We start from the raw sequence: 24,125 nt of genomic DNA, 5'->3' as shown, positions 1-24,125 counted from the left end.
CTGGTTTTTGACGGGGCTGCAGGCCAGGAGTTGCGCAGCTGGCGAAGAAGGCCGCTCGGAAGGTTCGCAAGCCCCGGAAGGCGATCGCGAAGGGCCCGGCGAAGCCCGCCCCGGAGGGGTCTGTCGCAGCCTGCGGGGCGGCTGTTTCTGATGAGGACCGTTGCACCCCAATGGGGGGCAGTTGCTCAAGTCTTTCCACTGCAGCTCACGCCAGTCCGAGACCAGCCCGGCCCGGGCCTCGGGGGTGCGGACGATCTCGTGGGCGCCGCGCAGCAGGGTCGCGAGGAGTCCTGAGGCGCGGTGGACGGTGTTGACCTCGCCGCGGGCGTGCAGCCATCCCTGGACCTCGGCAGCGCTCCAGCCTGCGTCGGCGACGTGCCGAACCACCCAGGCGATCCGGGGCGTGGTGGCAGGGCCAGCCAGGGGACTTCCCGGATCAGCTCCGCAGCCAGCTGGTAGCGGTACTACCTCGCTTCCCTCTGAGACGACAGACATCGCCAGCGGGAAGAGCGAGTCGTCCACCAGGAAGCAGTCCGGTGACCACATCTGCTCTCCGCTCCTGGGGGCGGCAGGGCGGTCCCTGCACCAGGGCCGGCTGTCCGTGCAACCGCGGGCAGCTCGCCGGGGCGGCGAACCGAGCCTGGCGTGCTGGATGACCGAGCCCGGCGGCCATGTCCTCGGTGGTGCCAGCCCTGTTCGGGTTCCCACGAGCTGGCCGCACCGGTGTGCGGCGCATCGCAGGTTCCGCTCTACCCCCTGAACAACAGCGGGCACAGACACGTTGGCCCTTCATGGTCTTCTCAGTCCCTTCAGTCCCTCGGCCGCTGACCGGCGGCGTCGGCGGCCGCGACCTCGCAGGTGGCTGCGTACGGCTCGCCCCGCGGGGTCAGCAGGACCGGGTGTTTGTAAGCACTTCTTTGGGCTCCGCCGCACGGAACAGAAGTGGCTCCAGGGCCTAAGAAGTTGATCTGGCTCCACTCCGCGTAGCGATGCGCGGATCCTGGACGTTGGATAGGGTCCGGTAGGGGGTGCGGGGATGAGTTTCCGGTTGGCGGCGTACGCCGTGTGTATCGAGGACGGGCGGGTGCTGCTCGCCCATCACGTACCACCGGAGGGCGGGAGCCACTGGACTCTTCCGGGCGGAAGGGTCGAGCACGGGGAGGATCCGTTCGATGCGGTGATCCGGGAGGTCGCCGACGAAAACGGCTGCACCGCGGTGGTGGATCGCCTGCTGGGAGTGGACTCACGAGTGATCCCTGCGGCCACCGCTCGTGCGGGTGTCGAACACCAGAATGTCGGCATCTTCTACCGGGTCCGTATCACTGGCGGCCAGCTCCGGCCTGAGCCGAACGGCGAAATCGCAGAGTCGGTCTGGACTCCGGTTTCCGATGCCGCTGGCCTGCGACGGTCATCGTTGGTCGACATCGGCCTCTCCCTGGCGCAGGCTCTTCCCGCAACGGGCCACGTCGCTCCTGTCCCGGTCGGTGGCCTGCTCCAGCACTGAGGCATCGCCAACATCTGCCCGGCCTGCTTGCCCCGGCGACATTCGTGAGCAGGCCGATAAGCCAGGTCTGCGACGTGCCCTCTTTGGAGTGAATGCGCTGCTCCGTTCGCCCGGCGACGGCAGGGGGTGTGCGTCGATCACGGTCTGGTCAGAGGCCGTGTGTGTTGATCGCGGTCATGTCGGGAGGCCAGGGTGGGTTTGTCGCGCGTTGAACTGTTCGCTGCGATCCGTCGGGACAGGCGTCTCGATGCGGGTCTGTCGCAGCGTGCGCTGGCGGAGAAGTACGGGGTGCATCGAAGGACCGTGAGGCAGGCGTTGGAGTCGGCCGTCCCGCCTCCGCGCAAGGAACCCGTGGTTCGCAGATCGGTGCTGGATCCGGCCAAGGACTGGATCGACGAGATGCTGCGGGAGGATCTGACCGCGCCGCGGAAGCAGAAACACACGGCCCGGCGGATCTACCAGCGTCTCGCGCAGAAACACGGCTTCGATGAGGTGTCGTATTCGACGGTCAGTGACTACGTCGCGGTCCGCCGGCCGGAGATCGAGACCGAGGCCCGGGAGGGGCACCGGCAGCTGGTGGGGATGGTCCCGCAGGTCCATCTCCCCGGTGAGGAAGCCGAGGTGGACTTCGCGGACGTGTGGGTGCGGCTCGCGGGCACCGTGACCAAGTGCCACCTGTTCACGCTGCGGCTGTCGTACTCGGGCAAGGCCGTCCACTTCCCCCCCCGCCCGTGAGAGCCGGCCCGGCCGCCGGCGGTGGCGCGGACCTGGTCGGCGACCGGAGCTTCCGCGCGTGCGGTTGGGCTCGTGTTGGTGGGCTGTTGGCCCGGGCCAGCACAGTGCTGTCCGTGCGCTCCCCACGGAGCAGCACCTGTGACGAGGCAAGCGGAACGCATGTCTCGTCCAGCGGACCTTTCTTGGGAAACACGGAGACACCATGAAGAAGAGGATCATTCAGGCTGTCATGACAGCTACCGCGGTAGCCACCTTCGGGCTGATAGCCGCCGGCCCCGCGAGCGCGGCCTCCTCGGTCTGCGAGGGATACACGTGCACCAGCGGAAGCGTGCCCGCCAACGGCAATCACGAGGTCTGTTTCTCCGGCACCCACACGGGCCTCGCCTACTGGGGGCGGGCTGAACTCTGGGACGCCGACACCAATGTGATGGTCGCCTCCTTCCCCACCAACGGGTGGGAGACCAAGAGCAGGTGCGTGGGCGGTCTGTACGGCGAGCACTACTACGAGCACGGTACCGGCGGGTTCTTCTACGGCAAGGTCTGGAACTGAGCAACGCCTGAAACGAGCATCGTGAACGGCCCCCGCCGGGAGAACCGGCGGGGGCCCCGTTCGTCTGCTCGCCGATCAGGCCGCGAGCCGGCGGAGTTCCGGGAGGACGGGGGCATCCGTGCCCTCCAGGGCACGCAGGGCGCTGTGCCAGTGCCTCTGGGCTCCCAGTTCATCGCCCGCATCGCGGAGGACGTGTCCGTACTCGTGCTCGGCCAGGCCGGTCGCGTACACGTCGCTGCGGTTCCGAGTGAGCTCCAGGAGCAGCTCGCAGGTGCGCCGCGCCGCCTCCAGGCGGCCGAGCAGGCGCAGCGCCCGGGCTTCGCCCCGGCGCATCTCTCTCTCCGCGTTCCAGTGGGACCCGCCCCCGGCGGTGACGGCCAGGCCTTCGGCGAAGCGCGTCAGCGCGGCTTCGGGCTCGCCCAACACCAGGTGGGCGTGGCCGATATTGCACAGCGCCACCAGCCGGAGCGCCTGTGCGCCGATCCGCGTCGCGATGTCCAGGCTCTGGAGGTGGTACGAGATCGCGAGGCGGGCGTCAGTCAGTTCGGCCACGTATCCCTGGTTCCCCAGGAGGAGCGCCTGATGGAAGGCGGACGTCGGCTCGGGGCGGAGTGACAGGCATTGGGCCAGGGCCGTCCGGGCCTCGTCGCACCGTCCCATGGCTCTCAGTACGGCCGCTCGGTTGCCGAGCGTGATCATGCGCGTGACGGCGTCCTGGCCCGCTGGCATCGCGCTGGACTTCTCCAGCAGGCGCAGCGCCTCGTTCATGAAGCCGTCGGAGTACTGGGCGACTGCCAGGCAGCGGAGGGCCTCGGATTCCGCCTCCATATCGCCGCCTTCCCGGGCCAGGCGGACCGAGTGGTGCGTCAGACGCTTCCTCGCCTGTGTGAGTCCGCGGTCGTGGAAGTAGGGGTAGAGCATCTGGATGAGTTCGATGGCTTGCCGGCGGCCCAGTCTGCCGCCGTCCGTCTGTCCAGCCAGGAAGATCAGGTTCTCCGCCTCCTGATCCGCCCACGTGAGGGCTTCCGTCGCGTCGTGGAAGGACGAGCCGTCCGCGGGGGACGGGTCCGTGTCCGCCCACGGAGTACGGGCCCAGAAATTGTCAGGGCGTAGGACTCGGGCGCACGCCGCTGCCTGGCGCAGGTACCAACGCAGCGCACCCTCGTCCAGCCCGGCGTGGTGGGAACGCGCGGGGTGGGAGCGTGCCTGCTCCCGGGCGAAGTCCCGTACGAGGTCGTGAGGCGCGTACCGGCCGGCACACGACTCGTCCAGCAGCGCGACCTCGGCCAGCCGCTCGAGCGCCAGATCAGCGCGGAGTTCGGACACGTCCATGAGCCGTGCCGTCAAGCCGACGGAATACTCGGGCAGGTCGAGGGAACCGAGACGTGTGAGCGCGTACGCCGCGTCGCGGTCGGTCTGCTCGGGCGACGAGGTGAGGGCCTCGTGGGCTGCGGCCAGCGAGCGGCGGACGCTCAGATCGTCGAGTTCGAGGTGGTCGAGCCGGGCTTCCTGTGCAGCGAGTCGTTCGGACAGCGCTTCCAGGGTGAGATTTTCGCGGGTCGCCAGGCGGGCGGCCGTGATCCGCAGTGCGAGCGGCAGTCCCCCGCACAGGGCGACGAGTCTGTCCACCAGGGCGGAGTCATCCGCCGTCAGCGGGCGGCCCGACGCCCTGCGCAGAAGGAGGCCGCTCGTCGCCGGTGTCAGAGGTGCCAGTCGGATGTGCCTGCCCGAATCCAGCGTTGCGAGCGCAGGCCGACTCGTGACCAGCACGCCACAGCCTGGTCCGGCCGGCAGCAAGGGCCTGATCTGGCTGACCGAGGAGACGTCGTCGAGCACCAGGAGAACGCGCTTGTCGGCCAGGGTGGACCTCAGCAGCGCCGATGCCGCGGCGCTGCTCGTCGGGATCAGCCGCGGGTCCACGCCCATGCCCTGCAGAAGCAGCGCGACCGCCTCGCCGGACTCCACCGGCGCGACTCCGGGAGTGGCCGCGTGGAGGTTGAGGAAGAGCTGTCCGTCAGGGAAGGCGTCTTGAAGTTCCCGGGCTACGTACAGGGCCAGGCCGGTCTTTCCCACGCCCGCCATCCCGCTGATCACGGCCATGGCCGGGTGGGTGCGGGCCGCGAGCAGCACGGAGCGGATCGCTTCGATGTCCTGGGTACGGCCCACGAAATGCAGAGGTGGTAGGGGGAGTTGCGCCGGCCGGCTGGGCGGAGCGGCGATGGTGGCCGCTTCCTCCGGGGCGTCCGGGTGGCACTTCCCCGCCAGGATGAGCCGATGTGCCTGCTGGACCGCGGGGCCGGGTTCCACGCCCAGTTCGTCCACCAGCATGGTCCGCAGGCTCTGGTACCGGGCCAGTGCTTCCGCTTGCCGGTCCGTGCGGTCGAGGACGAGCATCAGCTGCCGGTGGAACGATTCGCGCAGCGGGTGCTTCGCGACCAGGAGGGCGAGCTCGGCGGACAGGCCATCAAGCCGTCCGAGCTTGAGCAGGGCCTCGAACCGGCACTCCAGGATCTGGAGCCTCTGCTCTTCCAGATAGACGATCCCGGGGTGCTCCGGCGCCGTCGACGTGTCGGCCAGGGGCGTACCCCTCCACAGGCGCAGCCCTGCCCCGGTTTCCCGCTCGGCTTCATCCCACTTCTCCAGACGCAGGGCTTCCCGGGCACGGTCGCCGTGTCGCAGGAAGGAGTCGGCGTCGACTTCCCCCTCCGCTACCTGGAGCTGGAATCCCCGGCCTACCGTGCGGAGTCGGGCCGCACCGTCCGGGCCCAGGTCCTTGCGGAGGCGCGCGACATGGTTGTGTAGGGAGGCGGTCGCAGAGGCCGGCTGACCATCACCCCACAAGGCGGTCATAACGGTTCCGAACGCAACTACGCGATTCGCGTCGAGGAGAAGGGCAGCGAGTACGGCCCGGGACTTCGGCCGCGCGACGGGGCGAAGCCGGCCCACGTCGTCCAGCACCGTCAACGGCCCTAATATGCCAAATCTCATCAGCCACCCCCCGAAGTCTGATCGATCGGACATTCTCGTTCAGTGACAGATAATGATCAACTCCACACCGCCCTACGGTCCTGAATTACCTGGTCGGCGAGTCCCGGGCGCACATCGAGGCCCGCTGCGGGGCGGACGACGAGTAGGGCGACGCCCTGGGCGGAGTACAGGGAGGGCATCACCCCCGGAGGAAGCAGAGGGGCCTCAGCGCCAGGAGCGTCAGGCCTCAGGCCGAGGAGGGCTGTCGGTCGTCGCCATGCCGAGGGCGGTACGAGCGTTGTCCTGCCCGACCTACGCGGCGGCATCCCGGTCCTCCGGGGATGTCTCCGACGGCCTGACCCCGGCCGCGGCGCTCCAGATGACCGGTGCCCTGAACACCCCGCCGGCGCGTGCACCCGCGCCGTCCCGGCCGCGACGCCGAGGGCTCGGGTACGGGGGGAAGGGCATCGACGCCGGTTGAGTAGGCGCTGGAGTGTCACGCGGGGCGGCTCGGGGCTCGGGTCCGTGACGTCGATGTCAATGCCCTCCCCCTCCCAGCATCGACCGCGCAACGGTCCGGGGTGTGGTGTACCGCGTTGGTGACCAGCTCGGTCACCAGCAGCAGCGCGGTCTCCTCCAACGCTGGCGGCACGGGATGTCCCAGCAGCCGTGCCTCGTCCACCAGCCGGTGCACCCGCGCGCGGGCCAGGGCCGCGCCTCCAGGGCCCGGGCATACGCCATGCCGGCCCACCGAATCCACCACCGCACCCTTCCGCCGGTTTGCACACAGCCCCTGCCTCGTCCCATCTGCACACCTGCCGGCCACGGACGGCCGTCGCGTCTGTTCGGCACGCCATGCTGCCGACCTGACCGGGTCGGCTGCGAGGCAGGGGAGGCAGGGCCATGAGCGAGAGCAAGCCCACGGGCTCGCGGGTCATCCGCAACGGCGCGTCCCACACCGAGGTCATCGTCACCTCCACCGGCCGCCCGTACGTCGTCGAGACCGCGGCCCGCATCGGCGCCGGCCACATCGGTGACCTCCTCCACCACGCTCTCGGCATCAGCCCCTGGACCGCCCTTCTGGACATCGCCCTCGGCCGCCCCGCCCGCCTCATCCCCGCCCGACGCCACCACGCCACCGTTCGCTTCTTCACCAGCCCGGCCGCCGGCCGCCTCACCGCCGTCACCGGCCTGCCCCGGCCCGGCCCGGACACCCCCCTCGTCCGGCTTCGTGTCCGGCCCGGCGACCCGGTCGGTCCCGCCACACCAACGCCGGACGGCTCGGCAGCCTCATCGTCGTCAGCCCCGACGCCCGCACCACGGCGGCCCGCGCCGCCCAACTCTTCGACGACATCCGCATCGAGGTCGAACCCCATTCCGCCTGAGCACAGCGAAAGGGGCGCCACCCAGGTCCATGGGTGGCGTCCCTTCGGTGTGCCCGAGGTCAGATCAGCGCGCCGAGCTCCTCGGCCACCGCCCGGTGGGAGTCCGCGAAGCCGGCCTCGTTCCCGAGCCGGTGACGCTCCAGACGCAGCGCGCCGAGGTGGCGCACCTCGTACACACGCCGCCGCCACACGCTGTTCGCGGTCTCCTCCGCGCCGCCGTAGGAGTCGAAGAACGCGGTGCGGGCGTCCTGCTTCGCGCGGGCCATCCGCATCGTCCAGTCCGCCTCCGGATCCCCCCACCAGGTGCGGTCCATATGCAGGACACCGCAGATCGTCGGGACGGGGGCGGCCGCGAGCATCGTGTTCACCGTCCACAGGTCCCCGGTCAACAGCCGCGGCACCGTCACCTCGTCCAGGAGCTGAGCGCCGGCCTGGGCGGCGTCGGCGGCCTTGCGCAGGTCGGCCGCGTCCAGGCCGCAGCTCTCGACGTCCTCGGCGATCAGATGCAACGACGCGACGACGGCCTCGCTCCACCGCGCGTGGCCGGGGCCGCCCACCGGGCCGAACCAGGGCCCGGCGACCGCGTGCACCGATGCGGTGATCTCCCCCATCTGCCGGAAGAACGCCGTGTGGGTCTCTTTCGGGTAGGAGCCGAGCAGCTCCGGTGCCGGCGTCCCGGGCAGGAAGGACTGGATCATCCAGTCCCGGCCGATCACGGACTGGGTGAAGTCGGCCGCCAGGACGTGCGGCATCAGGTCGGCGATCGGCGCGAGCCACGGCACCGACGCGTACTCCGCGCGCATCAGCTCCCGCTCGGAATGGAACTGGCGGGCCGGTTCCGGCGCCACCCGCAGGACGACCGGCTCCGCGCGGCCGGCCAAGTCGATGCGGTAGGTGGTGTTGTACATGCCGCCGCCCAGCTCCGTCGCGGAACGGACCTCGGCGCCGGGCCCGAAGGCGCGCTCGGCGACCGCCTGGATCTGGCGGCCGGTCAGGCCCTGCTGAAAGGCGTTTGCAGTCCGCTCGATGACGTGGAGTTCCACAGGACTTCCTTCCGGGCTGTGAGGACTTCGAGGGGGCGGGGGAGTCTGCTGGTCAGGCCTTGCGGTTGCGGGGGCGGCCGTTGCGCTCCAGCACGACACCGAGCTGCGAGGGCTGCATCGCGGCGGCGACGCCGATGGCCCGGCGGTCGGCGTGCGGGCTGGTGGCGTCGGCCGCCGCGATGTGACGCTCGCGGGACAGCGTCAGGTGGGTGATGAGCCGACTCAGCAGGCTAGTGGAGGCGAGGAGCTCGTCGAAGTCCTCGGCCTTGGGGTCGGTGATGTCCGGGCTGTTGGTGAGGACCGCTGCCGCGGAGGCCGAGTTGTGGAGCCGTCAGCCAACGGTCGGCGGTCATCGGTCCAGCCCTCGGTGAACGCCCTGAGCCGGTCCCGTTGCCGTTCCTCTTTCGCACCGTCGTCGAGTTCAACCCGGTTCCGGGGCGAGCCGTGCGCGGTGATCCAACGCTAGGGGGAAGTGGAGGTACAGGATGGGAGTGGCCCCGTTCGCAGAGCGTTGACGGCCGCGAACGCGGCCCGCAGGGCCCTTGCTCCGTGCGACCATCACAACCCACAGAGGACGACATGTCTCAAGTTCCAGCAGATCTGCGATTCACCCGGCGCCACGAGTGGGTCCGTCTGGAGGCTGACGGCACCGTGACCGTTGGCATCAGCCACCACGCCCAGAACGCTCTCGGCGACATTGTGTCCGTCGAATTCCCCCCGGCCGGGGTGGTCGTCGCCGCAGGCGAGACGGTCACTCCCATCGAGTCAACGGAGGGGGCAGCGGACATCTACGCGCCGGTCGGAGGCGAGGTCGTCGAGGTCAATACCAAGCTCGAATCCCTCCCTCGCCTGCTCAACTCGGAACCCTACGCCGCCTGGCTCTTCCGACTGGAGCCCTCCGACAGGAACGCACTCGACGGTCTCGATCTCCTCGACGCCGCCGGCTACAGAACACTGTGCGGCGAATGACCGCAGGCTTCAAAGGCAGAGTGCAACTCTGTCCCTGAAGCCCACCCTTGCCGGGGCGGCGGCCCGCAATGCTGCGTTCACGCTCCGCCGGTGTCCGGGCTCCACACAGCCGGCCCACCACCGCGCGCCTGGCGAAGGGTGCAGCCGCCGACCGCGTCGTAGCTGGTGACGATGTCGGCAGCACAGGCCACGATCCGCGGCCACTGGAGTCGGGTCACACCGGTACGTGTACCCCTTCGAGCGGTCGACGGCGTGCTGACCCGACCGGCACGGTCGGACCGGGATCTCCGATGGCGGCTGGCCGTGCAGCACCGGTCCGTCGGTATGGCCGACTCAGGGGTTGGCGACGACGGACCGGAGCCGGTCCAGGTGTCGCATGGCCTCCTCCCGGCCGTACGCGGCCACGCAGCGGGCGACGGCAGAGAGAGCGTAGATGGTGGCCAGCTGCGCGTCGTTTAGAGGGAGGCGCGGTGCTGCGCCGTCGCCTGCAAGGGCCATGACCGTCTCGGCGACGGCCGTCTCCATGGGCACGCTCTCCAGCCACTCGATGCCCGCCGGCCCCATCACCGCGCGGCGGTACGGGGAGAAGCCGGGGTCGGCGAGGACGGCTTCGGTCAGCAGTCCCGAGGCCTGCTGGGGCATGTAGGCGGCCTTGGTCGGGTACACGGCGCCCGCCGCCGCAGCGGCCGCGATGCCGTCCGGGTCCGCGGCGAGGTACCCGCGCATCAGATCCAGGGCGGCCGTTTCGCCGGCGATCTGCTCCGTGCTGGTGGTCATGCCCGTCCAACGACGCAACGGCGCCGTGGGCGCGGCCGCAAGGGCGCTGGCTCCTTTGCGTCCCGGGACGGACCTCGACGGCCCGCTGCTGCTCCTGGCGGACGGGGATCCTGTCAGGGCTCAGCCCATCTCCGACCCTGATTGCGACTTCCGGAGACGCCGCCGGAGAGCACACTCGCCGGCGGACCGGGCTGGCTCCGTAGCTGCGTCGATGCCGTCCACCTGCGCTCTCGGCTACGCCGTCGCGGCGGGAGATGGGGAGCCAGCGCGGGCCGTCGTGCCACTTCTTGGGGCCAGCCAGGTCAGCCCTTACCAGCTGATTGAGCGAGGAGCCGGCGAACGGCGCGCTTGACCGAGCCGAGCTCCTTCAGCACCTGGTCCATCGCTGTCAGCAGGTCAGCAGGGGGGCGCCCCCCCGTCGACGCGGTTTCGCGAGGGGCTTCGAGTACCCCGGCGCGCGTGCCGCACCGGCGCGGGACGCCCAGAGCCGCTCCGCCACGCGTGTGGGGCGCGGGTCGGCCCGGATGGCCGCGCACCTCGCGACCGGGGAGGCAGCCGGTGCGACCTTGGAGGAAGGGGCGTGCGAGCAGGAGGTCCGAGTGCGGCTATTTGGTCCGGAGCGATCTCTTCGGTCTGGTCACTTCTCTGAACTAGAGCGGGAGGCAGTGAGTGGGCCGCTGGCGACTCGCAGCAGGTACGCCCAAAACTGCCCAGGAGGCCGCAGGTCCTGGTTCGGTCGTTGAACCGAGGACTTTCAGGTTTTCAAAGTGTGGCCCGCCACCCGGGTGACGTGCATCCCGGGTCGGTGCGCGTTCCAACAGGAAGAGGGACTCCCCGTCCGCCGACAGGCAAGACGTGATAACCGCCAGCCAACGGCTTTGCATTCCCTCCTCGACGCAGGTTCCGTGAAGGGGTCAACATTGCAGACTCGTCGCGGAGATGTGGCTCGTTCATGTCAGCCAGGCCACCGAGCAGTGGGCTGCCCGTTCTACATGCCGAACGTCCCGTCGAAACCACCCGCGCGAAATGGACCATCCAAGATCGGGCCGACGACCCGGTGATCAGCCCTCGGCGCGAGGTGTGTCCGGTGGGTCCCACGATTCTGGGACCTTTCCCAGCAACTTTAGGACGCATCAGAAATTCGCCGCAGCAAGGAAGGAGCCTCTGATGCCGACACAGAACCGCTGGCGGAACTGCTGGAAATGTCAGAGCCTGTACTACAACGGGCATGGTGAAGGCAATAGGGGGGTCTGCCCACGCGACGGAGAAGGCCATGGCGTGGCGGGGCCCGACTTCACCCTGACCTACAATCAGGCGCCGTCATTTCTCCCCTCCACTTATCAGAATGAATGGAAGAACTGCCGGCATTGCCAAGTACTCTTTTATGCACCCAATCTAGGCACCTGCCCTAGCCCATATTCCGAATTCGGCACCCATTCTTCAGGCTCCGGATTCACCTATGATTTTCACCTCGTGCACGCGGATATTTGGGTTGACACGTTCAAGAACCAGCCCAACTGGCGCAACTGCTGGAACTGTCAGGCCCTCTACTTCGACGGATTCGACGATAAGGGTAGATGCCCGATAGGCGGAGGGCATGACGGCCACGGGATCGATCCGGCTGTCTATAATTTCCGTCTCCCTTAGACGATGAGTCCGTCCATACAATTGCTACAAACGGGAGTGCGTGTCGTTAGGGTCCTTGGGGTGGGGTTTACGCCGGAAGCGAAAGTGAAGGTGGACCGGGCAGTCCACAACTTGGGCGGCGATTACAATTACGGAAACGGAGAAGTGGACACTGGCCGTGACGGTGAATTTTCGACTGATCTCTCGTGGTCAAGGTTTGCCGCTTGGGACAGGATTGATGTAGGCGCCAGGGATACAGGGAGCGATACAGTAGCCTCAAGTTATCTAAATCCGTAATCCCTCTCTGGCCGAATAATCTTCGATCACCGATAGGGCGTGTCCGGGCGCCAGCGGCGGCGACGCTGGGGCGGCCGTGCTGGCGGTGGCAGGCTGGAGGGGTGGGGGCCGCGCCTGATGAGGCACTGATCGCCGGTGCGTTCATTGACGCGGCGGTTGCGGATCCGGTCGGCGCTGCCGCGCTGGAGCTGGTGGAAGCGGATGGTGTGGCTGTCGGTCGCGGTGTAGAGCGCGATCGGCAGGGCGACGAGCCTGAAGCTGACGACCCCGGTCCACACGGGTCTGGCCATGATGGATCACCACCTTGACCTGCGGTGTCGTGCCTTCCGCTTCTTCCCTGCCTGCGTCCTGATCACCCTTGCCGGTCCGCTCTCGGCGTCGGCAGGCCGAGGAGGACGGGGCCGCCCGATGCCGCCGAGTCGATCTGGCCGATCTTGGATTCGGCGCCGGCGAGGCTGACACGGAGGCCCTCGATCTCGCCGAGCCACCCCTCACGCTCGGCTTCGACGATCCGGTCGAGCAGGTTGTTGCGGATCTCCACCAGCCACCCGCGCTGGGCTGGATCCGGCCGCAGGAGGGAGCAGCGCACGCAGGCTTCTCTGAACTACGAGGTGAGGGCGCCAGCCGAGGTTCGGGCGTCGGTCAGGGTGCCGCACCGGGCTCGCGGCAATCCGTTCGCGTGGCCCTTGCCCGGCCGCGTACGGTCTGCGCATGACGAGGACCACACCGGCCAGACCGGTGTCCGTGGAGGCCGTGTTCCCGGAGCTGGCCCCCTACCGGGCCCGGACGACCCGGTTGCACCCGAGACCGGGGCGGCCTGGCATGCATGACAGCCACGTCGGCGGGCCGATGCTGTGGCCGGACGGCGAACCATGGCCGCTCTGCTACGAGCCGCACCAGCGCGAGACCGAGGGGTACGCACCGGAGGAGATCCGCAGCTCCCGGGCCGCTGGCGTCTGGCCGCCGAGCCAGCCATGGAGTGCCGAACAGGACGGTCCGGTGCCTTTCGTGGGGCTGGCTCAGTTCTTCCGCCGTGACATCCCCGGCCTTGCCTGCGGGCCCGGCGGTGCAGACCTGGTGCAGCTCTTCCGCTGCCCCTTCACCCACGGCCCATACCTGGAGCGCCAGTACCGACTGCGGTGGCGACAGGCCGAGCAGACCGAGCACGCGGAACGCTTCGTTACCGCTCCGCCCGAAGTGCCCCTGCTTCGGGCGGAGCACGAACTCCCCGAGCCATGTGTCCTGCACCCGGAAGAGGTGGACACCTATCCCTGGGCGGAGGACGACCCATTGCCCGCCTCGCTGATCGCGCGAATCGACGCGTGGGACGACGCCCAGGTAGCGGAACACGGCCCCGATGCCCCCAGCTACCAGTACGACCTGTCGATCCCTCCCGGCTGGCGCGTCGGCGGCTACCCCAGCTGGGCGTCGACGGGCCCGATGGCCGTCGACTGCGCGTCCTGCGCAACCCCCATGCGGCTGCTGCTGACGGCAGAGGGCTACGAGATGGACGCCGGCTCGCACAGCTGGGTGCCTGTGGAGGACCGAGATCCAACCCTGAGGGGGAAGGCATCGATCCGGGGTGGCCAATCCGTTGCCCAACCCACCCGACTCCGATTCGGCCGGGACCGGGACCTGCACGTCTTCACCTGCCCGGCCGACCCCGGTCACTCGCCCCAATGGGTGCTCTCCTAAGGGCGCTTCACGGCGAAGGACCAGGGACGCCTCCTAGCGAAGTCTCGATGCCCTGTCCCGCCGACGCAGGCACGGTCACCTCTCACGGCTCCCTCCGGAACTTCGGGACCGGGAGGTCGATCAATGCCCGGGCCGTGCGCCTCGTGATCTGCGCGAGTTTGTCCTCGGCGCCGGCCAGGCTGACCCGAAGTCCTTCCACCTCGCCGAGCCAGCCTTCGCGCTCGGCCTCGGCGATGCGGGCGACGAGGTTTGCGAGTGACTCGTTCGAGGCGCAGGCCGGGAATCCCGGAGACCTCGGAGGACGCGTCCGGGAACGTCCGGACGTAGGGCAGGAGGTAGCTTGAGACCCGGGAGGCCACGTTGACCCGCAGAATCATCCGGTCGGGCTGCGGAGCGACCCAGCCGAGGTACGACAGAAGCTCGGGGAAGGTCCGCCCGCCCCTCAGGTCAAACGGATGCTCCGCGCCACGGCTGAACATGCAGTCGAACAGGAGCGCCTGGAGCTGCTGCTGGCCGGGACGTTCGGTGTCCAGGCAGATCCGGCCACTGGGCTGTCGCATCCGCCGAAGGTAGTTGTCGGGGATCGAGAGCTTCTCTCGGCACATGGCAAGGGCGGCCTTGTCGCGGCTGTAGGGCATGACTGTTCCGTTCGGGCGCGTCCCGGACCGCAGCCGGACGAAGGGGACGGTGCGAAGACACCGATCCAGGCGGACAGCGTGCGGGATGAAGAACGGCTATCGCATCCTTGGGCGCATCAGCGGGCTGTCCGGGCAGATCCGCAGGCCTCCAGCCGGTCTCCACGGCTGCGGGGAGAGCCTAGCCTCACAACATCGTCCACCTCACGGGCGCAACGCCGCAGCTACGGGCAAATTCACGACAGGGCTACCCTGACTTCCTCTTACGTCTCCGGATCGATATAGCCGCCCTCGCCCGGAGCCCTGTGGACGTCCGCGTATACCGAAACCCGTACCTCGTCCTCGCCGGGCGTACGCCGCATCCGGCACGGTCCGCTGGACAGGAACAGGGCCGAGATTCGGTGTGCCGCTTCGAGCGCAGCCTTCTCGGGGCCCCGGATCTCGATCGTGATCACGCTCTCGTCGCTCATGCCCGGGGAACCCGCGCGCGCTGGCGGGCCGGTTGTTGTGTGCGCAGCAGGTCCACTCCATCGAGTGCCGCAGCACACCCCCTACAGGGGCCTGAGCGACCGGCGGATGGCTCGCGCCGTCTCGGCCACCCCTGGATCGAGCGGTGCGCCGGCCGCCGTCGCGGGAGTGCGCTGACGCTTCAGCAAGACCTTCAGGTCCTCTGACCGTGAGATGGCGACGTGTCCCAGCAGGGGGGCACCGGCCGCTGCCATGTTCTCCGCGACAGCCCGCAGGAACGCGGGAGCGGGCCAGCGCACGGGCTCGCTCGTCCACTGCGTCTGGGAGACGACCACACCCCGCAGGGGGACATGGCAGTCGAGGTAGCTCAGGTGCCGGTCCCGCAGCATCGCGGCGCTCTGCTCCGGCGTGAGGGGAACCCGCTCGGCCCTGCTCCCGCTGGTGGTGCGGCGGCATACGGACTCCTGGTCCGGGATGCCGTCCTCGGTGTGCGCGCGCGCCCTCCCGAAGCTCACGGGCGACGCCGTCGGCGCAGCCCGCCTGATCGTGACGAAACGGGGCCCGCGCGCGTCCGGCTTCCTGCCAGGCCTGCGGCGCCTTCCCTGCCCTGCACCTCACCCGTCAGCCGGGCATCGACATCAATCCCGCGGTCGGGCCCGGACCCGGAAGCGCCTCTGCGGCCTGCGCGAGTATCGGCTCCACCGGCGGCCGCAGCACCGGCGAGACGTCACAGGGCTCCCCAGAACACCGCTTACCCCGCCGATTGTCCTCTGACACTGAAGCTGGACCGTTTGCCACCGAAGTTGGACCGCTACAACCCGGCAGCGGAACTGCAGCCGTCACGCATCCCGACGGTGGATATGGGCGTCATGGCCGAAGGTGCTTGAGGGTGAATTGCGGTAGGGCGTAGGGGCCGGCCTGGGGCGCGGCCGGGTCTTCCGGGGAGTCCGCCGCAGGAATGCCCGCGGCATGGTGTTCGGCGTTGTCGACGGGGGTGTAGGCCAGTTCCGCCGGGTCGGGCAGGGCCCAGAAGCGGCGGCTGTTGGCGGAGACGGCGTACGCGGTGGTGAAGCGGATGGAGGAGGGTGCGACCAGGGCGGCCCGCAGGTAGCCGACGGCGTCGCGCGGGCTCAGCCAGGTTGCCAGGTGTCGGGGCTCGGTAGGCAGATGCTCGAAGCTGCCGATGCGCAGGCAGACGACGGACAGGCCGAACTTGTCGGCATACAGCTGTCCGAGCGCTTCGACGGCGGCTTTGCTCACTCCGTAGAGGCCGTCGGGGCGTACCGGCTCCTGGGGGCTGGTGAGGTGCGCGGCAGGGTAGAAGCCGGTGACACGATTGCTGCTGGCCAGCACCACCCGTTCGATTCCTACGCGCCGCGCACCCTCCAGGACATGGTGCGTGCCCAGCACATTGGTTTCGAGCAGATCGGGGAGGGGCGCCTCGTCGGGTATCCCGCCCAGGTGGAGCACCCGGTCAGCTCCCGTCAGGGCCGACTCCACAGCGGCGGCGTCCCGCAGGTCCACGGTGTGCACGTCCTCGTTCTCAGCCTCTGGGCGGAGCGGCACGCGGTCGAGCAGGATCAACCGCTCCGCCGCGCTCCGCAGCGCCTCCCGCGCCATGGAACCGATGGTGCCCGCCGCTCCCGTTACTGCCACCGTTCCCAGAGTCACTGTGTCTCCCCTTATTTCGACAACCCGGGCATCTTCGCTCCCGTTGATCCACTCAGCAAGGCGGGTGGGGAACCCGCGGAACTCCACTTACCTCTTGCGTGAGACACGGGGACCTCCGGGAGCGCCGCCGACGATCCAACTTCGATGGCAGACGGTCCAGGTTCAGCGTCAGAGGACAGCCATTGAGCTGGACGGCCTGAGCCCCGCGTTCTATCTCCTGCGTGCCCTGGTAACCAGAAACGCCACTCCGACGATGACGATCAAACCGATGGCGATGATCCAGAAGGCCGGGGAGCCCTGCCCCGCTCCTTTGGCCAAGAGCTGCATGTTCGACATGTCGTTTCCCGTCCCATCCCCGCAGTATCTGACTACGCCCCGTCATTCAGGTGCCCGGTCAACGCGTACCCCGTGAACCCGTCCAGCTTCGATGGCAGGCGGTCCAATTTCACTGGCAGAGGACACCGATGGTCCCAGCAGCCACCGCCCGCAGGTCAAAACAGCAAAAACCCCGGCAACGGTCTCGGCTGCGTCCGGCGGACGCGAAGAGGAGGCCGGTGCCTGTACCGGTCCCAGGCGCGTGCTCTCGGGCCTCCGGGGGAACGGCTCCCCACAGGTGATCGCTGCCGTGTCGCCGACGGCTGCAAGGGAGTACCGGATGGGGGAGCGGGTCGCGCGCGTCGGCAGACGCAGGCGGGCGACGCCGGCCGGGAGTTCGGCCCGAGCCGCTCCGTGCCATCGGATCCACAGCGCGGGACGCCCGCGCAACGCCTCGTCGCGGAGCTTGTGCACGGCGGTGCCGATGTCCTCACGGTCGATCTCCACCGCGATCGGGGGACCGTCCTCGCGCAGCAGCCGGAGGTCGAGGTACGCGGACCACGACGGCCGCCACACCCTCCGGTTATCCATCGGGGGCGGGTCGATGTAGCGCATGGGCGCCTCCCAACGCGAATTGTTCGGGCCCCGAGGGGTGACGCTGGCGGCGGCATCGGCCTTCCGTCGCCTGTGGCAGCCCTACCTGGGGGTCGTGGACGGACGTGTCAGGCGTCGACGACATTGTGATAGCCCCTGACCAGCCGCTGTCACCCTACATACAAGGGGCGGACCAAGCTCCGTCGCCGGGACACCACCGAAGCGATCATCGGCGCGATCACGGGCACCCTGGCCCCGGAGTACCTGGCCCCAGCCGGCCCGGGCACCCCTGGGAGGGGGCCCGGTTCACCGCGTCATGGGGGTTCCGTGACGTCCTCGACATCACAGTGGTCCGCCCCGAGCTGGTGGCCGAAGTCAGCGCGGATCGCGCCGCGAGGCCACCGCCGACCTCGTCGCGCTCCTCACCCGCGCCGCCGAGCCGGCCGATCCCGCAGGTAGCCCGGCGTGAACCACGACCAGGAGCTGATGTCGTCGCGGTCTGGCACACCGCCAGCGCTATCGGCCGGCACTTCGAGGAGCTGCTCGCCGACGGCACTGTTTTCGCGTGGACCGAGCCGCCGCTCGGCGAGATGAGCTGCGGGCGCACCTCGGCCATGATGGCGTCCAGGCTGTCCGCGTGCCGCAGGTCAAGGTGGCGCCACGCGGTCGGGGAGGCGGGACCGGGCTTGGTTGCGTACGTCGCGACGGTCGTGTGCCCCGCTGTCATCGCCTGCCGGAGCTCGGTCCCGAGGAAGCCTCTGCCGCCGACGATCAGAACTGTCATCACGACACCGTAGACCGGCTCCGCGATGATGAAGGCGGTCACCCTGGAGTTCGGGTGACCGCCTTCATCGTCAGCGTGTTGGTGGGGGAGGCCAGACGTAGCGGACGTCCGGCTCGCGCTCGTCGTTGCCCAGTCCGTCGGTTCGCTCGACCGCGACGAAGCCGTGTCGCTCGTAGAACCGGTGGGCCGATTCGTTGACCTGGAACGTCCACAAGGCCAGTCCGTCCGGCTGCCGCTTCTCGCCCAGGCCCCGCCCGCGCCACGCGGGTTCAAGGTAGAGCTGTTTCAGCTCCTGCCCCTTGAGCACCATGAGCCCCACCACTTGACTGCCGGTGACCGCCACCCAGGTCTCGTACTGGGGCACGAGCACGCGCGTGAACCAGTCGCGTACGTCGGCTTCGTCGTGGGCGCAGCGCACGGTCGGCAGCGCGGCGGCGAAGGAACGCAGCCACAGATCGGCCGCGGGGCGCGCGTCGGAGTCGTCGGCACGACGAAGAAGGACGTCGTCACTGGTCATGGCAGGGCACCTCCGGCTTTCGAGGGCGTTGATGATGCGATGCAGGCCTAATCCTCGGGGACCGCCGGTTCTACTTGCCGGGTCGTCCGAGCTGGTGGAGAGTCCAACCGGCCGTGCGCCAAGGCTCGGGGTCGAGGGTGGTGCGGCAGTCAACGAGCAGGGGGTCGGCCGGACGGTTCACGAGAGCCTGGGGGTCGGCCTGCCGGTACTCCGGCCACTCGGTGGCCAGAACGACGAGGTCGGCTCCCTCGACGGACGCGACCAGGTCGTCGGTGTAGTCCAGCTCCGGGTTGCGGGTCATGGCGGAGGCCATAGCCTGCGGGTCGTGAACGGTGACGTTGCCACCGGCCTGCTGGAGGGCGTGGGCGAGGGCGAGGGCCGGGGACTCACGTACGTCGTTGGTGCCGGGCTTGAACGCGGCGCCCCACACGGTGACCCGGGTCCCCTTGACGGGGCGGTCACCCAGAGCTGCGCGGATGAGGTCCATGGCGACGTCGGTGCGGCTCTCGTTGATCTTCTCGGCTGCGCGCAGGAGGGTGGCGGCCTGTTCGGCGCCGAGCTGGCGGGCGGAGGTGGTGAAGGCGCGGACGTCCTTGGGGAGGCAGCCGCCGCCGTAGCCGATGCCGGGCCTCATGCCGCCGGACCCGATCCGCGGGTCGATGCCGAGGATCTCCACGATCTGCGAGACGTCGCCGCCGGGCACCTACGAGATCCCCGACGGCTGGAACAGCGGCGGCTCCTGGATCAACAACCAGACGAGCAATCTCCAGGCCGTCATGAGGAACAAGCGCCACCAACCGGTGTACGTCACCCCTCCGGCGTACTCCAGCGACAGCAGCGGGGACTGGGGCCCGGTCTGGTTCATCACCAACTGCTGATCCGCCCCATCGCGCCCCGTCACCGCCATCGGTCTCAAGGGCCGGTGGCGGTCCGCGTTACCCGGGCCAGCACCTCGCTGTAGCTCCTGGACCGCAGGATTCACGCTTCACTGCTCTGCTGCTCGCTAGTGACCCTGCTGACCACGGTGTCGTCGTGCACAAAAATTGCCGGCCCCAGGCCGCCGCCCAGCAGCTCGGCGGGGTGCCGTGCGTTCAGGGCGTGGATGACGGCGGCGTGCGGGCTGGGGGAGCCGCGACCAAGCTCCGGGCGCGGCGGTGCTCGGCGTGGCATTCCAGGAGTTGGGCAGGGCGGAAGGCGGCAGTGGTTGGCCGTGGCGGGTTGTGCTCCGGAAGGCTGTCGGCGGACGATCCGTCGTCGGAGTGCTGTGCTAGCCCCACCGGGCTGCTGTGTGGTGCGGCCAAGCAGTGGTGGGGATCCCTCCGGCTGCCTCTGCCTCGTGGCTGGATGTGGTCAGGTGATCGTTTCCTTCTCCAGGGACGCAGTGTGGCGGGGCGGGGTGTAGGGATCGCGTACAGCTGGGGGGACAGGGTCGCGGTGGATGTGGCGGGCTAACAGCAGACCGAAGGAGGTCGCGGTCAGGGTCCAGATGGTGAGGATGGCGAAGCCGGACGGCGCCGAGTTCACCGGCCCCGACGCCGAGCCAGATGGGCATGGCGGGTCAGTCCGTTCGACACAGGGACGATTAAGGGACTCAGGTGCCCGCTGGGGGGAGATGCATGCGTGTGGGCTTCTTCATATGGCCTGCACCTTCAACAGTTTGTTAGGTCATCAGCCGGGCGGGCCCTTGATCTCCAAGGGACAAGCCCGCAAACTTTCTCGCAATACGCTCCTGCAGCCGATGAATTCCTTGCCTTCACTCCGGGTGACCTTCATGTCAGCGGGTGACGGCAGCCCGGAACCTTTCATTCCACCGCAGGGAGGGCTGAAGGATGAGGAACGCCCGCCGCGGGGCGGGCGCTTCTTCGCATGGGGGGTTCCATGTCGTATTCGGGCGTCAAACGACGCTGGCCACACATGTTCAGCGCGGCGGGGGTAGCCGCAGCGATCACCGCGTGGGGGATCACGCCGGCGGTGGCCGCGCCAGGAGCGCTATCGCAACTGGTGGCGTTGACGGAGTCGACGCAGCCGGTACTGACGGCGAAGACCGCGGCAGGCACCGGCCAGGTCACGGTGAAGTTCTTCGCCGGTACCTACGCGGCCGGCGGTGCCAACGACCTCGTCAACGGCGCCGCCGTGACGGTCAACGCCGGTGAGGTGGCACGGCTGAAGCTGCCGGACCCGATCCGCATCGGCACACAGTTCGACTGGCAGGCCCAGGCTTGCCAGGGCACGGACTGCACCGCGCTCACGACCCGCCAGTCCACCCGGGTCAGCCCGATGACCGGTGCCGGCGAGCGGCCGGGCGCCACGCGCTTGAAGTTCGCCGCGGGCGACCACGTGGGCGCCCAGGTCGACGTCGGCACCGGCAACCTGCTGGTCACCACGAGCGACCTCACCCTGCCGGGCATCAACGGCGACACAGGCCTCGGCGTCGCCTACAACAGCGCCGCCATCGGTACGGACGCCACCGGCGCAAACGCCAAGGCCGGCTACGGATGGAAGCTGACCCCCTACGACATCGCGCTCGCGGTGCACGAAGAGGGCTCGGTCACCTACTACGGCCGCGGCGGCACCACCTGGCTGTTCACCAATTCCCCCTCCGGGCTCACCGCCCCGGGCGGGATCAAGGCGAAGCTCGTCAAGAACGGCGACGGCACCTACACGCTGACCGCCAACGACGGCTCCGGCAAGCAGGACTTCGACGCGGCCGGCAAGCTCACGAAGAGCACCGACCGCGACGGCAACGCCACCACCCTCGCCTACAACGGCGACCTGCCGACGACGATCGTCTCCACCCGCGGCACCCAGACGCAGAAGACCGCCGTCTACGCCTCCGCCTCCGGCCGCGTTACGACGCTGACCCAGACCGGCTCGGACGGCAAGAAGCGCACCGTCACCTACACGGTGAACGAGGCCGGAGACCTGGCCTCGATCAAGGACACTCTGGGCCGCACCACGTCGTTCGGCTACTCCGGGCACATGTTGACCTCGATCACCAACCCGGGCGGCGGCGTGACCCGCTTCGCCTACGGCTCGATCGGCGTCACCTCCATCACCCAGGAGAACAAGGCGGCCGGCTCCCCGGGCGACTCCGTCACCCGCCTCTCCTACGCGGACCCGGCCAAGACCGTCGTGGCGTCGCCGAACACCGACCAGTCGCAGCCGATCACCGCGGTTCCCCACACCACGTACGAGCTGACGGACGACAAGTCGGGGCGGGTCAAGAAGGCCACCGACGCGGAGGGCCGCGAGCGCTCCAAGACGTACACGGCGAACTTCGACACCGCCACCGCCACCGACGGAAGCGGCGCCGGCGCCGGAACGACGACCAACACCTTCGGCGCCAACACCGGCGAGTCCCTCACGAAGTCCGAGTCTCCGGCCGGGGCCTCGTTCTCCGCCGCCTACGGCAACACGGCGGCAGCGTCGAAGTACCTGCCCTCCGAGACGACGGACCCCCAGTCCAACAAGTCGACCTACACCTACAACGGTGCCGGCAACCTCACCCAGACGACCGACGCGAACGCCTCCGCCGCCAAGGTCGACTACAACACCGACGGCACGGTGAAGACCTCCACCGACCCCGGCAACACCACCAGCACCACCTACAACTACGACAGCACCACCCACCAGGCCACCTCCGTCGACCCGGCCGGCGGCACGCTGAAAACCAAGTCGTACACCTACGACACCTTCGGCCGCCTGGCCACCGCCAAGGACGGCCGCGGCACCACCACCACGTACACCTACGACGACGGCGACCGGATCGGCAAGGTCGACTACTCCGACACCACACCGGACGTCACCTACACCTACGACGCCTTCGGCCGCGTCGGCACCCGCACGGACGCCTCGGGCACCACGACCTTCGGCTACGACGACCAGGGCCGCCTCACCTCACGCTCCGCGACCTCCGGCGGCGGCACCATCGCCTACCGCTACGACAAGAACGGCAACCAGACCTCCCTGACCGACGCCCGCGGCACCACCACCTACACCTACGACGACGCCGACAAGCTCACCCAGGTCACCACCAACGCCCCCACCACCTCCACGAAGATCGGCTTCACCTACGACGACCGGGGCCGCCGCACCGACACGTACTACGGCACCAACGACTCGCTGACCCTCTTCAAGGCCCGCGTCCACCAGGACTACGACACCTCCGGCCGCATCAGCCGTGTCTGGGCCGACCAGGGCCCGGCCGACACCCCCACCCGGCAGTTCGACACCACCTACTGCCGCGCCGTCGGCACCCCCGGCACCTGCTCCACCAACAAGGCCGACGACCGGAGCCTGCTCCAGTGGAGTAAAGACAACCTGACGGGCAAGACGACGAGCTACAGCTACGACACGGCCAACCGGCTGACGAAGGTCGCGACCTCAGGGGGTGGCAAAACGTACACCTACACCTACGACGCGCGCGGCAACCGCAAGACCTCCGCGGACGGCACCACCACCCAGAGCCTCGCCTACGACGCCGCCAACCAGATCACCACCACCGGCTACGCCTACGACGGCCAGGGCAACCTCACCACCACCCCGGCCCTGTCCGCGATCACCTACGACGCCGCGGGCCGCATGGCCACCGCCAAGACCGCGAACGGCACCGGCACCTACACGTACGCCGGAACCGACGCCGACGAACTGGTCCACCAGAGCACCGACAAGGGCGAAACCGTCGACTACGTCCACGGCCGCACCGACCAGTACGGCATGCCCGTCATCGAGCAGGTCAAGCTCGCCGCCGGCACCGCCTACATCGAACACGACCCCACCACCGGCCAGCCCCTGGCCCTGCGCACCACCAACGGCTACGAGGCCTACTACATCATCGACGGCCTCGGAAACCCGGTGCAGTTCATCAACCAGTCCACCGTCCAGTCCGGCGTCTACGAATACGACCCCTACGGCGCCGCTCAGACCGTCAAGTCCGGCACCGCCGCCACCGAGAACCCCTACCGCTTCGTCGGCGGCACCCACGACCGCACCACCGGCTACCTCAAGTACGGCCAGCGCTGGTACGACCCCACCACCGGCCGCTTCACCACCCAGGACTCCCTCACCTTCCTCGCCAACCCCGCCCAGGGCAACCGCTACGCCTACGCAGCCGACGACCCGATCAACAACATCGACCCGATGGGCACATCCGTCCTGGCCTGTGTTGGCGGAGGGCTGTCGGTCCTAGGCGGAGGCATCAGCTTCGGAGCAGGTGTCGCCGGTGCGATCGGCAGCGGAGGACTCTCCACGCCCGCATCCATCGCGGCTATCGGCGGAGGCATAGGCCTTGTCGGAGCCGGCCTCAACGCGATTGACGACTGCAGCTCATGAAACGAAACCCCGTCACCATCATCCTCTGGATCGGCCTCGTGCTCGGAGTGATCGGACTGCTCCTCATCATGATCGACCGCTTCCTCACCTGAGCAGCCTCTCCTGTAGCCGGCTGCGCCCTCGAACCACATGACGGCGCAGCCGGTCCCCTCAGGCACGCACAACGGGGTCTTCTCCCCCACCGCCTCATGACATGCCTTGCGGCCTCCGTCTGGGCCCGCCCCTTACCCGGAGGGCAGGACGCTTCGGTCCGATAGACGAG

General features: G+C 69.0%; 20 protein-coding genes. 8 read left to right on the top strand and 12 right to left on the bottom strand.

Annotation, left to right across the window (positions count from 1 at the left end; genetic code table 11):
* Positions 1-1,036 precede the first annotated feature (1,036 nt).
* The 3 genes from ACZ501_RS30380 (at position 1,037) to ACZ501_RS30370 (ending at position 2,789) form a co-directional block, all read left to right on the top strand.
* Entirely contained in the window at positions 1,037-1,504 is a 468-nt protein-coding gene (locus ACZ501_RS30380) for an NUDIX hydrolase (protein WP_468799727.1), read from the top strand.
* Positions 1,505-1,855: 351 nt separating this feature from the next.
* Positions 1,856-2,239 carry a hypothetical protein gene (locus tag ACZ501_RS30375; protein ID WP_468799725.1) on the top strand — a complete coding sequence of 128 codons (384 nt, stop codon included), beginning with the start codon at positions 1,856-1,858 and terminating at the stop codon, positions 2,237-2,239.
* Positions 2,240-2,468: 229 nt separating this feature from the next.
* Positions 2,469-2,789 (top strand): hypothetical protein, encoded by a 321-nt coding sequence (locus ACZ501_RS30370; RefSeq protein ID WP_468799723.1) that lies wholly within the window; start codon positions 2,469-2,471, stop codon positions 2,787-2,789.
* Positions 2,790-2,864: 75 nt separating this feature from the next.
* Here ACZ501_RS30370 and ACZ501_RS30365 read toward each other — a convergent pair whose 3' ends face one another.
* A complete protein-coding gene (locus ACZ501_RS30365) occupies positions 2,865-5,747 on the bottom strand; it encodes an AfsR/SARP family transcriptional regulator (RefSeq protein ID WP_468799912.1) in 2,883 nt (960 codons plus the stop codon).
* Positions 5,748-7,200: 1,453 nt separating this feature from the next.
* Positions 7,201-8,184, bottom strand: coding sequence for a phosphotransferase family protein (locus ACZ501_RS30360; protein ID WP_361607617.1), 984 nt, complete (start codon positions 8,182-8,184; stop codon positions 7,201-7,203).
* Positions 8,185-8,763: 579 nt separating this feature from the next.
* Here ACZ501_RS30360 and gcvH point away from each other — a divergent pair.
* A complete protein-coding gene (gcvH, locus tag ACZ501_RS30355; protein WP_361610241.1) occupies positions 8,764-9,153 on the top strand; it encodes a glycine cleavage system protein GcvH in 390 nt (129 codons plus the stop codon).
* Positions 9,154-9,230: 77 nt separating this feature from the next.
* On the opposite strand, the gene ACZ501_RS30350 is transcribed toward gcvH, so the two are convergent.
* Together ACZ501_RS30350 and ACZ501_RS30345 are read right to left on the bottom strand one after the other, a co-directional pair.
* Positions 9,231-9,371: a hypothetical protein gene (locus ACZ501_RS30350; RefSeq protein WP_361610239.1), complete on the bottom strand. Its 141-nt coding sequence runs from the start codon at positions 9,369-9,371 to the stop codon at positions 9,231-9,233.
* A 115-nt stretch (positions 9,372-9,486) separates the two neighbouring features.
* Complete coding sequence (locus tag ACZ501_RS30345; RefSeq protein WP_361610238.1) at positions 9,487-9,930, bottom strand: hypothetical protein; 444 nt, start codon at positions 9,928-9,930, stop codon at positions 9,487-9,489.
* 1,167 nt (positions 9,931-11,097) lie between these two features.
* On the opposite strand from ACZ501_RS30345, the gene ACZ501_RS30340 reads away from it, so the two are divergent.
* Positions 11,098-11,577 carry a hypothetical protein gene (locus tag ACZ501_RS30340; RefSeq protein WP_468799721.1) on the top strand — a complete coding sequence of 160 codons (480 nt, stop codon included), beginning with the start codon at positions 11,098-11,100 and terminating at the stop codon, positions 11,575-11,577.
* A gap of 302 nt (positions 11,578-11,879) precedes the next feature.
* Here ACZ501_RS30340 and ACZ501_RS30335 read toward each other — a convergent pair whose 3' ends face one another.
* Positions 11,880-12,143: a Ku protein gene (locus ACZ501_RS30335; protein WP_468799719.1), complete on the bottom strand. Its 264-nt coding sequence runs from the start codon at positions 12,141-12,143 to the stop codon at positions 11,880-11,882.
* A gap of 62 nt (positions 12,144-12,205) precedes the next feature.
* A complete protein-coding gene (locus ACZ501_RS30330) occupies positions 12,206-12,442 on the bottom strand; it encodes a hypothetical protein (RefSeq protein WP_361610236.1) in 237 nt (78 codons plus the stop codon).
* Positions 12,443-12,675: 233 nt separating this feature from the next.
* Here ACZ501_RS30330 and ACZ501_RS30325 point away from each other — a divergent pair, with 233 nt between their 5' ends.
* Positions 12,676-13,548 carry a hypothetical protein gene (locus tag ACZ501_RS30325; protein WP_468799717.1) on the top strand — a complete coding sequence of 291 codons (873 nt, stop codon included), beginning with the start codon at positions 12,676-12,678 and terminating at the stop codon, positions 13,546-13,548.
* Positions 13,549-14,446: 898 nt separating this feature from the next.
* On the opposite strand, the gene ACZ501_RS30320 is transcribed toward ACZ501_RS30325, so the two are convergent.
* From ACZ501_RS30320 to ACZ501_RS30295, 6 genes are all read right to left on the bottom strand, one after another.
* The gene (locus ACZ501_RS30320; RefSeq protein ID WP_361610233.1) at positions 14,447-14,653 is read right to left on the bottom strand and encodes a DUF6207 family protein; all 207 of its coding nucleotides are present in this window, start codon (positions 14,651-14,653) and stop codon (positions 14,447-14,449) included.
* 81 nt (positions 14,654-14,734) lie between these two features.
* Complete coding sequence (locus ACZ501_RS30315; RefSeq protein ID WP_468799715.1) at positions 14,735-15,166, bottom strand: hypothetical protein; 432 nt, start codon at positions 15,164-15,166, stop codon at positions 14,735-14,737.
* Between the two features lie 352 nt (positions 15,167-15,518).
* Positions 15,519-16,307 (bottom strand): NAD-dependent epimerase/dehydratase family protein, encoded by a 789-nt coding sequence (locus ACZ501_RS30310; RefSeq protein ID WP_468799713.1) that lies wholly within the window; start codon positions 16,305-16,307, stop codon positions 15,519-15,521.
* Between the two features lie 393 nt (positions 16,308-16,700).
* Positions 16,701-17,252, bottom strand: coding sequence for a hypothetical protein (locus tag ACZ501_RS30305; protein WP_468799711.1), 552 nt, complete (start codon positions 17,250-17,252; stop codon positions 16,701-16,703).
* Between the two features lie 833 nt (positions 17,253-18,085).
* Positions 18,086-18,532, bottom strand: coding sequence for a GNAT family N-acetyltransferase (locus ACZ501_RS30300; RefSeq protein ID WP_468799709.1), 447 nt, complete (start codon positions 18,530-18,532; stop codon positions 18,086-18,088).
* 70 nt (positions 18,533-18,602) lie between these two features.
* Complete coding sequence (locus tag ACZ501_RS30295; protein WP_468799707.1) at positions 18,603-19,235, bottom strand: UDP binding domain-containing protein; 633 nt, start codon at positions 19,233-19,235, stop codon at positions 18,603-18,605.
* Here ACZ501_RS30295 and ACZ501_RS30290 point away from each other — a divergent pair.
* Together ACZ501_RS30290 and ACZ501_RS30285 are read left to right on the top strand one after the other, a co-directional pair.
* Complete coding sequence (locus tag ACZ501_RS30290; RefSeq protein WP_468799705.1) at positions 19,192-19,410, top strand: hypothetical protein; 219 nt, start codon at positions 19,192-19,194, stop codon at positions 19,408-19,410. The genes ACZ501_RS30295 and ACZ501_RS30290 overlap by 44 nt on opposite strands.
* Positions 19,411-20,533: 1,123 nt before the next feature.
* A complete protein-coding gene (locus ACZ501_RS30285; protein WP_468799703.1) occupies positions 20,534-23,863 on the top strand; it encodes an RHS repeat domain-containing protein in 3,330 nt (1,109 codons plus the stop codon).
* Positions 23,864-24,125: the final 262 nt, after the last annotated feature.

The sequence above is a fragment of the Streptomyces sp. NPDC034085 genome (genome assembly GCF_055575555.1).
The sequence above is the reverse complement of the archived record's forward strand: the minus strand, read 5'-3'. Positions and strand labels throughout refer to the sequence as shown.